Raw genomic sequence first — 12680 nt, forward strand, 5'->3', positions numbered from 1 at the left:
ACCACAGCTCTGAGTTCGATAAAGTCAGTCTTGGTAACCTGTAGCTCTTCTTTAAGCGCATCCACCAGCCGGGCCATTGGCACCCGAAGCTCCGGGGGAAAAGATTCTAAAAGCTCTGTAAGGGTGGACATAGGTTATAAATCTTCTTTTTTCTTTCCGAATTTTCAGGATCTCGTGGAAAACATCAACCCTTAAAGCCCCCTTTTTAGGAGTGCACATGCATCAGTAAGGTGCTTTTACGGATCAACTCTCCTTCTTCCAGAGGTAACTTCCAGGGGTAAAATCGAAAGAGTCTAACTCCTGAAATAGGATTATCAGTTATATTATAAATCCGGATTTTGAACTTTAAAAGGGTGAAATTTGGAGGTGAAGGGTTAATATTATCCAGCCATAGATTTTATATTTCTGCTTGAGGTCGCTGAGGAGATCCTGAAATCGATCTTCCATAAGAGCCTCTGCCGAATTATTCAGCGCAAGCGAGAAAGTATCTGGATTATGATTTGAATGACTTAATGAACTCCACGATAGATGGAATAAATCAAGATAATAAAAGCTGCAATACTCCAAAACTCTCCAGAAGGAAACTTCTTTTTTCGTTCCCAGGCAAAGCTCTAATCTTTCATAATACCGGAGAAAAGTACTCGAGCAGTAGAAATTCTTTTGGAAAGTGGTTCGTATGGATTTGCTGCTGCTTGGGTTTATTTATGCCATGTTCTATGTGACGGAAGCCTTATTTTTTCTCAAAGGTTTATCATTCTCGAAACATAATGTGGTTATTTCAACAAGTAAAAGCATCAGGATGTCAAAGTAAAATTACCTCAACTAGATCCTTCCTTCTGCTTAGAAGTTAAACTTTAGCTTTTAATTTTGAGCTACAAGGAGAAGAGGCGGATGCAGAGCCTACTTTATCCTTACAGAAGGAAGGATCATCCTTCAGATTTTTATGCTCTCCAAGTTAAGTTTTTTACATCTTTAGCCCTTCTTCATCTGAGAAATCTTATCCCCCGCATTTTCCTTCTTTGTTGCTTCAACATCGATGTTCCAGAGCCTTGCAGCATTGAGTCCAAGGATCTTCGCTTTGATCTCATCGGTCAACTGAGTATATCCATAGCCCTCTATGAGGTTGTCAGGAATACGAAAGCGTCGCAGAGCTTCAATTTGCCATTGTGGAGACCCCCACCACAGGGAATCGGTTCCCCAGATTACGTAATCGGGACCTAAATAGGTGACGAGTTTTCCGAGCACGTGGGCAGCACGCTCGGGAGCACCAACTACATTCAAAGCGAAGGTACTTCCAAGCTCCCCATACAGGTTGGTGATATGTGGCTTTACATATTTGATATCCGTGATATCATCCACTCGGGGAAAGGCTGAGTGGTAGATGATAAAGTTAAGTTGAGGCCAGTCCAGGACAGCTTTTCCGACATCCAAGGCACGACAATATTCTTCATCTAACAAAGTTACCGCTAAACCTTTATGAATACAAAGATTCTTGATACCTAATTCCTGTGTGAATTTATAGAAGGGATAGGCTACTTTCTCATCATCCATCCACCACCCCCTCTTCCCGGCCATGCCATCGCCTGTATACATCTTCCAGGAATCGACCTTTAGCTTTTCCACCTGCCGCCTGGCTTCATCTTGATAGTTTGGCATATTTGGGGACATCAATCCATGGCAAATCATCCGACGGGATCCGGCCTTCTGGTTGATTTCATCCCGTGCTGAGGCCATATGATCAACGGGGATAAGTGGATTTGGTTCTGGGGGATGTGTTGGAAATCCACTCAGGATAGCTACGTTGGTTTCGCTATCAAGGAAGATTTCCTTAAAGTAGGTGTCTTTGTTAAGGTCTAACCAATTGCTGCCTTTGACAGATTTTTCCCGCCATCCACCCAGTGTGTCTACGATAACCTTGGCAATGGGGTCTTTGTCCTTCACATCCCACAATTGTCGAGGATTATCGATATAATGGGTCTGGACATCCATGATGAACTGATCCCGCGAAGTAGCCTCCGCCGCCGCTGCTTCATCGGCTGCTTCAATCTCCTGCACGTCAAAAAACCGGTTGCCAAAGACTTTGTTAATTGCTAACATGGCTGCAGCCATACCACTGAGCGTCCGAAAGAAGGTCCTGCGGGTCAAACCACGTTTTTTCCCGTATCGATCGGCATATTCTGTCAGCAGGAAGTCGATCTGTCGTTGCTTGTCGGTCTTAGGTAATGGAATATATTCCCCATTGGATACAACCTGAGTAGGAATGGGAGGTTTGGGAGGAAGGTCATCATTTAAATTCTTGCTAGGGGTATGAATAAACATGATAAATATTTTACAAAATCTACCTAAATCGGTAGCTTTTGAAGGACGCCTTTCTTCGTCCTGTTAAATCTCAGCCTAGACATCTCAGGATGAGGGCTTGTAAAATATTTTGCTTGAAAGATTCTCACCCCCCTTCATAAGTCTGGTAGGAGAAACCCTGACCCGGAACGCAATAACTTACCGAAAGGTTAAAACCCCTACAAGAGATAAGATCCCTAGTGTGCTCGGGAGAAATGTTCATGGACTATTCGCCATTGACCGTTTTGGTGCTCTAAAACATGAGTACCTCGACCGGTAATAATGTCTTCCTCGGTTCCTTCCAGAGGTGCCGTTTTCCAATAGAAAGTTGCTATGGCTGCTTCACCCCCTTTAAGCATCTGCACCTCTATATCCTGAATTTCATAATAAATACGTTTACTCTTCTGCAAGTAATACTCAAAGGTCTTTCGTAATGCTTCTCGACCCTTATACCGGTTGTTGTGGGTACTGGAAAAGCCATTAATATTTTCAGCAAAATAGCTCAATACTTTATCCAGATCAGGGATATTAAAAGCCTCTACATGGCCCCGCTCAACCTGTAAAATCTCGTTTACCGCCTCAGAGGTTTGGTTAATTGAAGGAGTACTCATAACTCACCTCCATCCTTACAAATAAAATACTATATTTTAGTTTGATCCTTCAGGGAAAACCTAACCCTTGCAGCAGGATTAGGTTCCCATTCAAAATACCTTTCTAAGTTTAAAATAAAAACACCGTACTCGGATATTTAGTCTCTTAAACTGCAAGATATTCTTTCATAACCGTGGAATTAGAGAGTTCGGCAGGGGTACCTTCGGCGACAATTCTTCCTTTCTCTAAAATGATACAATGATCGGTCATAGTAAAGACCATCGGTACGTTCTGCTCGACGATGATGATCATCATGTTTTCCCGGCGGTTGATTTCTTTGAGAATTTGGGCTATTTTTTTGACCAGAATAGGCATGATTCCTTCTGACGGTTCATCCAGCAACATGATGCGGGGAGAGGTCATAAGGCCACGACCAATAGCCAGCATTTGCTGTTCGCCCCCGCTTAGAGTTCCACCCGGCTGATTAAGGCGTCTGCCTAGTGGCTCAAAATAGTTCAAGACTTCGTCCATCCGATTACGTTGGGCCCGACCTGAGGCGATTCGACCCAGCTCTAAATTCTCCCGTACTGTCAGATCAGGAAAAATTCCTCGTCCTTGAACAACGGTAGTAATACCTAAATAGGCCCGTTCATGAGGAGACAGATGTGTAATATCATGTCCATCAAAAATAATAGAGCCTGTGATCGCCGGTAATAGTCCTGATAAGCAACGGATCAAGGTAGTTTTACCCATCCCGTTACGTCCTAGGACCCCCAAAATCTGTCCGTCTGATACTTGTAGAGAAAGATCCCGTAATACAACGGTACTCCCATAACCTGAAGTAATATGTTTGACTTCAAGACCCATTTTTGTATCTTCCCGATGAATCCTACCTTATGGGCAGGAAACAAATTTTTATGCTAAAAAGTCTTATTCTTCTCCCAAATACACATTACGTACCTGTTCGTTACGTTGTATTTCTTCAAAAGTTCCTTCAACCAAGATTCTTCCGAGATGAAGTACAGTAACCGGAGCTTGCAAGTTACGAATAAAATGGATATCGTGTTCTATGATAATAGCGGATAAATTCATCCCATAAACCAGATTTCGGACCAGTTCCCCGGTGGAGGCGGTCTCTTCTGCCGTCATGCCTGCAGTCGGTTCATCCAGAAGGAGCAGCTCGGCCTCATTGGCCAGGAGGAGACCAATTTCTAGCCATTGTTTTTGACCATGGGAAAGGGTTTGTACAGGTTGTCCAGCCGAGTCTGAAAGGCGTACAAGTTCCAATATCTGGAGGATCCGATTGTGCCGTTTCTTAGGAGGGCAATTTGTCCCCAGCACAGCCAGCTCTACATTTTCATAAACCGAAAGATTTGTAAACAGGCTGGGTGTTTGAAACTTTCGAACGATTCCCATCCGGGCGCGGGAGTAGACTGGGAAATGTGTGATATTCTGGCCTTTAAACCAGATGGTACCTCGAGTAGGTTTTTGGTGACCCGATATCAGACTAATAAAAGTCGTTTTTCCCGCACCATTGGGACCGATAATACAGCGAATGGTTCCGGCCTCCAGGATAAAATTTATATCCTGATTGGCAATCAAGCCCTGAAAGGATTTGGTTAAATTCTCTGTACGTAATAGTTCGGTCATCTTCTAGAAAACAGCTTCAAAATCCTTCTTAAACTTCCAAGGTTTTTAAAGCCTGGATCTGACAACAGATTTTTAATCCACCCGCATAGCTTGTTCGGCTCGAACTTCCTGAATCGATTTAAGGGGGGTCTTTCGATTAAAGAGAGTAAATTGGGTTAAAGCACCGGCAACTCCCCCTTTGAAATAAATGATAGTGGTTACAAATAAAATTCCAAGTACCAGTTGCCAAAATCTGGGTGTAATGGCGCTCAGGTAATTGGAAAGGGAAGCTACCATAACCCCCCCTAAAAACACACCCAACAAGCTAGTCCGACCTCCTAGGGCTGTCCAGACAACCACTTCTGTGGAAAACGAGACCCCTCCCAGGGAGGGAGCCACGAAACCTGCATGGGTTCCATACAAAGCGCCCGCCCAGGTAGCTACGGCCCCTGAGATGGCAAAGGCTGCCGTTTTATAGAGTGAAGTATTGAAGCCCAGTGAAATCGCCCGGTCTTCATTCTCACGAATTCCTATAAGGACCTTACCGAACTTCGAAGTTATTAATTTTCGCAGTAAAAAATAGACAAAGGCAACCAGAGGTAAGACAAAATAATACATGGGAACATCATTGAACAAGGAGATCTCTCTGCCGGAACCCAGGGTCAGGGACATCCGGTCGATAAAAAAACCATTCCATCCTCCGGTAATATCGGACTGACTTACCGCGATTTGCTCAACAATGATAGATAATGCCAGGGTTACAATTACAAAATAGGCGTCCCGCACTCCCGCACTGAACAGAAAATACCCTATTATCGTGGCAAGCCCGGCCCCCATAAAGGCACTGAGGATAATGCCTGCATACGCCGGATTGATACCAAATCCATTATATTTCATGCACAATCCCATTGTGTAAGCACCCAAGGCAAAAAAGCCAGCCTGTCCAAAACTTAGAATACCGGTAAAACCCCATAATAAACCCAGTGACATGGCCAGCGTGCCATATAACATATACTGGGGTAGAATGTAAATGATATAACCAGAAATGAACACGGGAAGCAAACTCAGAATGAGAAAGACTAAAACGGCAAACTTCTCCTCTGACCAGGATTTTTTCAAAAAATGCTTCATCATCTTCTACCTTGAACGGTCCAGAGACCAGAGGGTCGAAACCTGAGAACCACAATTGCCAGTGCAAAGACAATGGTTTGGGCAAAGGTCTGTTTGAACTGCAAGGCAGCAAAAAAGGTCTCTGAACCTCCTATCAAAAAGCTGCCCACCAGGGTTCCACCCAGAATTTGGCCGATCCCTCCCACAATTACAACAAAGAAAGATCGGGCCAGAAAGACCATGCCGATATAAGGATCCACACTTAATAGGGGACTGATTAAAGCTCCTGCCAGGCCTGCTATACAGGAACCTGCTACAAAGACCATCTTATACATGTAAGCAATATTGACACCGAGCAAGCTTGCCATCTCACGATTCTGAATAAGCGCACGGATCTTTATACCCAAAGAGGTATGATAGAAAACCACAGCCAGGGTAAAGATTAAGAATAACGAGATACAGGCCAGTAAGGATTGATAGGCAGGTAATTCGACAATCCCAAGGTTAATACTATCCGGTAGTGGATTTTTTACGTTCCGTAGGTCTGTACCAAAGACAATTTTGATTAACTCGGTCATGATCAAAAAAAAGCCCCAGGTAATCAAAAGAGTCTCAAAGGGTTTATCATAAAAATGTCGGATAACAAGGTGTTCCAACAGAAGTCCTATCACCCCGACTATCAATGCCGCCAAGAGGACAGAGAACACGAAGGGGATACCTCTGGAGGTAGCGGCCCAGGTTAAATAAGCCCCCAGGGTTAACATAGCCCCATGGCCCATATTGATCACGCCCATTAACCCGTAAATAACGGCCAATCCAAGCGCTGCTAAAGCCAATGTCAAGGTCAACAGCGCAGCATCAAAAAGAACACTTACGATTATACTCATCATGTTAGAGGTCTTTTATCGTTTTCTTTAAAAGGAGAAATCCCCCGTCATCCGTTTTTTTCTCCATAATTCGGGGGATTTCAAGTAGGGGCGTAAGGCCTTACGCCCTACTTATTGAGAAAGGGGTAAATCACATCGGGCCGGCACCGGTTCCACGGCCTGAAAGGACTGAATTTCTTCAAACATATCCCCAACCCCTGTCCAACCTTCTCGAACCCTCATAAGATAAGAAGGTACCACCAGTTGATGATCGTCGGCCCGCATCTTAACCGGTCCTTGCGGAGCGCCGTCAAAGGTCATCCCTCTCAGTCCTTTACGAATGGCATCGGTATCAACCGATTTTTCCTGGGCAATGGCTTTAGCAACCATATGCGCAGCATTGTACATGGCAACCCCTACAGTGTTCATCAGGGCATCTTGTCCAAATTTTGCCCGGAAACGTTCTAAGAATGGACCATTGTTGGGATGCTTGATGGTCATGAAATAATCAAAACTCACATAAGTTCCAGCCGAGACCTCAGGACCCAACCCACTGGTTACAACCTCTTCGTCATCCACCGTCCAGAGGATAAAATCTTTATGCATACCAGCGGCATGGAACTGACGGCGGAAGTTAACAGTATCACTTCCTGTCAGGGTATGGAAAATAATATTAGCCCCAGAACCCCGGATTTGCCGTAATACAGATTCGTATTGAGGAGTATTGAAGGGGATATAAACTTCATCGACTACTTCCCCTCCAAGCTCTAAAAGTTTCTTTTTGGTAACCTGGTTGGTCACCCGGGGCCAAGCGTAGTCAGATCCGATCATGAAGAACTTTTTTCCGAATTTGTTCATCATGTATTCCATATGCGGCCAGACTTGTTGGGTAGGTTCGGGTCCAAACATGAAAATGTTTTTGTTACACACTCCAGGATAATATTCTTTTTCCTGCCCCTCGTAGAAGGTTGGATAAAGGAGGATTTTGTTGGAAGCCTTCACTACAGGTCCTGCTGCATTTCGTTCTGCACTGCTGAACGTACCCGCCAGAAAGTCTACTTTTTCCTGGCGAATCAAGCGATTTGCCTGCTCGACCACGATTCGAGGTTCGGTTTTTGAATCCCCTATAATAACCTCTATCTTACGACCCAGCACACCTCCCGCTGCATTAATCTCATCAACAGCCAGTAAAAAGCCGGCTGAATGAGCCTTTCCATATACTGTCCAGGCACCCGTTAAAGGAGAAATCAACCCTACTTTAATCGGAGCTTCGGCGAAAGCATGACGAATAAAAGCCGGTGCTCCAAAACTCATGGCTGCTACACCACTTGCTATCATCCCTTTAAGGGCCGTTCGACGCGTAATTCCATGTTCAATGGGTTTTTCTAGTTCACTCATGAAAACCTCCTTAGTTTTTGGTTATTTAATCCTTAGTTGCTAACAGCAGTTGCTAACAGGTGTGAGTAAGAGAAGTAATCCCAGAAGAATCACCATTTTTAATACCAACCTGGAGAAAGATTAGAACCCAGCATTTCATCATAAACGTCGGTACGACGATCCCGAAGAACTTGATTGTACTCGTTCCAATTTCGTTTACGACGAGCATCGGCAAGGTTCGCCTCGGCATAAATGATTTCTTCGGCGTCTGGACTGGCAGGACCCCCAATCGGCCAACCCGTATAACTTACGATAATACTTTGCCCAACAAAGGGCTGACCCCGTTCTACACCCACACGATCAGCACAAGCAATAAAAACCGAGTTAGAATGGGCAGCTGCCATAACCAGGATATTGGCCATAGCCTCACGATCTTTGGCTTGTCCGGGAATAGGTACCCAATTGGTTGGAATACAGATAATATCAGCACCCTGGAGAGCACAAAGACGATAACTTTCTGGAAACCAACCATCATAGCAAATAAAAGTACCTATACGACCAAGCTTTGTTTTAAAGACAGGAAAACCTAAGTTTCCAGGTTCAAAAAATAAATTTTCTTCATTCCAGAGATGAACCTTACGAAAGGTCCCGATATAACCTTCAGGTCCAATTACAACAGAAGAGTTATATAAAACCTGACCCTCTCGTTCATTGATCCCGGCTACAATATGCAATTCATGCTCCATAGCTGCTTTAATCCAGGCCTGGCACGTTGGCCCAGCCGGTACTTCCTCAGAAAGCTTAAAAGCTTCTTCTCGACTCTGGAATACATAACCCGAATTACAAAGCTCAGGTAGAACAACCAGGTTCGCTCCCCGAGAAGCAGCTTCTTTAATAAAACCGATGGTTTTTTCAATATTCTTCGCCTTCTCACCCACCACCGGCTCCATTTGAATACATGCAATCTTTACCTGGCTTTCTTTGCGGCTTTCCTTCTCCTCCATAACGAATATTCCTCCCTATCTACCGAAACTACTCTTCAGTTGTTGTCCCTTTAAAAGATGAAAAAGAAATTAAAAACCTGCTGTTGATTCCAATTCCTTACCTTCCTCACCAAAACATTGAGCGTTTCAAAAGTCAAGTGGAAAATTAAAAATCTACTGCTTATCCCTCTACATAAATGGCCATCACTACACGCTCTCTTTTCCAGAGTTTACTGAAAAAATCTCCTACCTTCTTCCACCAACCGTACTTCTGATTAAGAAGGTTATGTCCATGTTCTGCTTCCTGATCTTCTACAATCCGGGCCTTACCCTCCACCCAGGAACCCTTTGGTTTTCCACGAATATCACAAGGGACTACTCGCACGCGAGGGTTATTCCTTATTCGTTTAACCTTTCCTGCGTTTGCAAGGGAATATACATACAATACCCCCTTATCTTCAGCAAACCACATGGGCGTCTGTACAGGCTTCCCGCTTTTTCTATAACTCTCCAGATTCAAATAGCTTTGATTTGCAAACTGGGTTAACTTCTTATTACTCATACTTTTTTCCCATCATCACCCGAAGTACAAGGGTAGAGCTAACTTTCTTACTCCTTTATAACCATTCCCCTAATATCCAGGTTCGAGGAATTATACTGTGTGGTTTTAAGATCAGATTTCCTTCTACGAAATGTATTTATCAGGTTTAAACCTGACAGGATCTCCATGGGAGTCGCCTTAAAACCGAAGTTCCAGGAAGCTGTTGCTGTACCCAGACCGGACGAGCAAATCACCCCTCTGGTCTGTTATCTCGCAAACGCCAGTCCCCCCGTTTATTTAACCCCTCGCCGGCCAGCCAAAACTCCTTCTATAATTGTTGCCATTTGATGAGGATCTGCAAAGTTAAGGGGTATTGTTTCCGTTCGTAAGGGCTCAAGCTTTTTCTGGGTTTCAATGGCCAATAAGCGCTGCTTCTGTTCTAGACGTTTAGCTTCTATTTCCCTCTGAAACGTAGCGTGGGATGCTATCCGCAGGATATTCCTTTCTATCTCTACGGCTAAACCATGAAGCTTGAGGATAACATCCAGGGCCTGATCCCAAGGTACATTGATCAGCCTGACCGTCACGCGACCCCTGACTTCGGGATGTAAAACCAGATTAAGGTTGTTGATTTCCGCAATAGCACGGAAAACATCCCGTATGTCCGCATCTTTGAAATCAAGGGTAATAGGTTGGCCACGATATTTAGCTTCTTCGCCGGTTTGAGGAATTCGAATAGAAGGAACCGGTGCAGATTGAATCATTTCTATATCTGTCTTCTCAGAGGGCTTATCTCCTGAGGTAAGAACTTTGGCTGGGAGAGTTAACCCCAGAGGTTCACCTTGAGCAGGGTTACTTTCAGAAGGTCTGGTTTTTAGAGTGGGAAGTTCATTTTCAACTGGACTTCTGATTTTAACGGACTTAGCAGCCTTTTGTTGAGCAACAACCTCAAAACTTTTAATAGCTCCCTTAGATCTGGCACAACCGTTGAGAACAACCAGAACAACGAGGCCGGTAAGAATAAATGAAACATATCTGGCAGGATAATCACTCATTCATTGTGGAGTAAACCCGCCGATAAGCATCGGGGGATAATCCTGGAATCTCGCCTTACAAGATTCGCTCCCCAAGAAAAAATCTCCCCTTAGCTTATCCAACTTACTATTTTTATTGAATTTCAACCCCTTATAAATTTTCCTTTATCTACCTTCTGAATAACTTATAAAGTTTCTACTGTCAAGTACAGTTACGATAGACTTGCATAAGTCCGGATAGGGAATATATTTATCCTATTATTCCATAAAGTTTTCCAAAAATGCAGCTTTATAAAGCTTAATCGGCTTAATAGATTTTGTTCAATAGAAATGTTCGCGGCTGAATTTCTTGCGACCACCCTGGCCCTTATTGGTATTATTATTCTGGTGGCGGCCTTGTTGTCCGGGCTGACTGAGCGGAGCGGTCTACCCCAGGTAGTAATCTTTCTGATCTTAGGGGCCTCTATTGGGCCGGCGGGTTTAGACTTATTGAACCTTACCTTGAATTCACCGGAATTACGCGTGATTGCAACGCTTAGCCTGGTACTGGTCTTGTTTACCGATGCCATTACCCTGGATATCCATGAAATAAAAACCCATCGGGCCCTGGCGTTCCTGGTTTTGGGACCCGGAACGTTGTTATCGGCGGCTCTGATTGCCTTCGCCGGCTGGGAATTGCTTGGCTTAACACCTGCCGCAGCCACCATTCTTGGCGCTGCGCTGGCTTCTACGGATCCTGTATTACTTCGGGGGTTTTTGCATCGCCGGGATCTTCCCAATGCAGTTCGCCTGGCGTTAAAGCTGGAGAGTGGTTTAAACGACGTTGTGCTCTTACCGATTGTGCTTGTGGCGATGGTCTTTATTAACCCAGAAGCCACCCTTCATGCCATCTATTGGGCCCGTCTGGGTCTCGATCTTTTCGTATTAGGACCGGGTGCCGGTGTTGCTGTAGGATTATTGGCCGTGGCGGCACTTGATTTAATAAGGCGACGGATCGGAGTACGACGCGATTATGAGTCCCTCTACTCATTGGGGGTAGCATTTACTGCTTATGCCGCTGCGGAAGCAGTTCATGGAAGTGGTTTCCTGGCCGCATTTGCTGCCGGAATGACCATTATTGTATTAGACGTCGAGCTTTGTGATTGCTTCCTGGAATACGGCGAAACCACGGCTGAAATGGCCTTACTTTTCACCTTTGTATTGTTCGGTAGTTCGCTGATCTGGACCGGTTTTACCGTACTTAATGGAACCATGCTACTCTTTGTGATGATTGCCCTGTTGGGAAGACCGGCGATCTTCCTGATTTTACTGGCCCGTACAGGTTTGGATGGGTGGGGACGGTTTCTAACTTCCTGGTTTGGGCCGCGTGGACTTAGTTCTTTATTGATCGTTTTACTGCCTGTCTTTGCCGGACTACCGGAAAGCGAAAGACTTTTCAGGATCTGCTGCCTGGTAGTCCTGGCGTCGATCTTACTCCATACAGTTTCCTTCATGATGCTAAACCAGGGTTCCCATCGGGCAAAACCCAAACCAACTGTTGCCGTTAAAACCGGTCAGCCCGAGCCATTGCCTGGTCCATCTCCTGTTATAAAGGAACCCATTTCCTCTGTTACCTCTGAAAACAGGTCTATTCTGAATCCTCTTCCCTCCAACGATGCAACCCTATTTACCGATTCCGTAACACCGATAATTTCCGTTGATTCCAATAATTATCCCCGTGCTGATACAAGCGGATCAACCCCTTCGGACCGCATCTCTCTTGAAGACCTCCGTCAACTCTGGCGACTCGGTGCGCCGGTGATCCTCCTCGATGTCCGAACTGAACGGACTTATAGAGATAGTCCTTACCAGGCCCAAGGTGCTATACGAATGCCTCCGGACCATGCTGTGGAACGAGCAATTGAACTTGGCTTACCACGCCATGCCTGGTTGGTCGCCTACTGTGCTTGACGTGGCGAAGCGACCAGTGCCCGGGTGGCACGGGAACTTCGACAGGCAGGCTGGCCTTATGCTCGTAGTCTGATCGGTGGATGGGAGGCCTGGCAGGTGGCCGGTTTACCTGTGGAACCCAAAGCGGATTCAAATCGAGAAGAAAGTAAGGTAGAGTAAATGGGGATGACAAAAAGCGTAAATGGGTATTTATTATAAAGGAAATAACCCTGCACCCATTAAAATAGAAAATAAACGGCAAAGGCCTTAATACGTGGGGTGA

At 45.0% G+C, this 12680-nt stretch carries 12 protein-coding genes; 2 read left to right on the forward strand and 10 right to left on the reverse strand.

Annotated elements, in window-relative coordinates; translation table 11 throughout:
• Nucleotides 1–972 precede the first annotated feature (972 nt).
• The 10 genes from VNM22_06835 to VNM22_06880 all read right to left on the reverse strand — a co-directional run bounded on the left by VNM22_06835 (nt 973) and on the right by VNM22_06880 (nt 10489).
• Nucleotides 973–2319, reverse strand: a complete 1347-nt coding sequence (locus VNM22_06835; protein HWP46861.1) for an amidohydrolase family protein — start codon at nt 2317–2319, stop codon at nt 973–975.
• Between the two features lie 215 nt (nt 2320–2534).
• Nucleotides 2535–2948 (reverse strand): nuclear transport factor 2 family protein, encoded by a 414-nt coding sequence (locus tag VNM22_06840; GenBank protein HWP46862.1) that lies wholly within the window; start codon nt 2946–2948, stop codon nt 2535–2537.
• Between the two features lie 145 nt (nt 2949–3093).
• A complete protein-coding gene (locus VNM22_06845) occupies nt 3094–3795 on the reverse strand; it encodes an ABC transporter ATP-binding protein (protein HWP46863.1) in 702 nt (233 codons plus the stop codon).
• A gap of 63 nt (nt 3796–3858) precedes the next feature.
• Complete coding sequence (locus tag VNM22_06850; GenBank protein HWP46864.1) at nt 3859–4578, reverse strand: ATP-binding cassette domain-containing protein; 720 nt, start codon at nt 4576–4578, stop codon at nt 3859–3861.
• Between the two features lie 72 nt (nt 4579–4650).
• A complete protein-coding gene (locus VNM22_06855; protein ID HWP46865.1) occupies nt 4651–5691 on the reverse strand; it encodes a branched-chain amino acid ABC transporter permease in 1041 nt (346 codons plus the stop codon).
• Nucleotides 5688–6557 (reverse strand): branched-chain amino acid ABC transporter permease, encoded by an 870-nt coding sequence (locus VNM22_06860; protein HWP46866.1) that lies wholly within the window; start codon nt 6555–6557, stop codon nt 5688–5690. Before VNM22_06860 ends, VNM22_06855 begins: the two co-directional genes overlap by 4 nt.
• A gap of 108 nt (nt 6558–6665) precedes the next feature.
• Nucleotides 6666–7931, reverse strand: a complete 1266-nt coding sequence (locus VNM22_06865; protein ID HWP46867.1) for a substrate-binding protein — start codon at nt 7929–7931, stop codon at nt 6666–6668.
• A 98-nt stretch (nt 7932–8029) separates the two neighbouring features.
• Entirely contained in the window at nt 8030–8914 is an 885-nt protein-coding gene (locus VNM22_06870) for a nitrilase family protein (GenBank protein ID HWP46868.1), read from the reverse strand.
• A gap of 160 nt (nt 8915–9074) precedes the next feature.
• Nucleotides 9075–9455 (reverse strand): PPOX class F420-dependent oxidoreductase, encoded by a 381-nt coding sequence (locus tag VNM22_06875; protein ID HWP46869.1) that lies wholly within the window; start codon nt 9453–9455, stop codon nt 9075–9077.
• A gap of 272 nt (nt 9456–9727) precedes the next feature.
• Nucleotides 9728–10489 carry a secretin and TonB N-terminal domain-containing protein gene (locus tag VNM22_06880; GenBank protein HWP46870.1) on the reverse strand — a complete coding sequence of 254 codons (762 nt, stop codon included), beginning with the start codon at nt 10487–10489 and terminating at the stop codon, nt 9728–9730.
• Between the two features lie 309 nt (nt 10490–10798).
• On the opposite strand from VNM22_06880, the gene VNM22_06885 reads away from it, so the two are divergent.
• Nucleotides 10799–12418, forward strand: coding sequence for a cation:proton antiporter (locus VNM22_06885; protein HWP46871.1), 1620 nt, complete (start codon nt 10799–10801; stop codon nt 12416–12418).
• Between the two features lie 24 nt (nt 12419–12442).
• Nucleotides 12443–12577, forward strand: coding sequence for a hypothetical protein (locus VNM22_06890; protein HWP46872.1), 135 nt, complete (start codon nt 12443–12445; stop codon nt 12575–12577).
• The last annotated feature ends 103 nt before the right edge of the window (nt 12578–12680 follow it).

The organism is Candidatus Limnocylindrales bacterium, from assembly GCA_035559535.1.
Taxonomy (GTDB): Bacteria; Moduliflexota; Moduliflexia; order Moduliflexales; family JAUQPW01; genus JAUQPW01.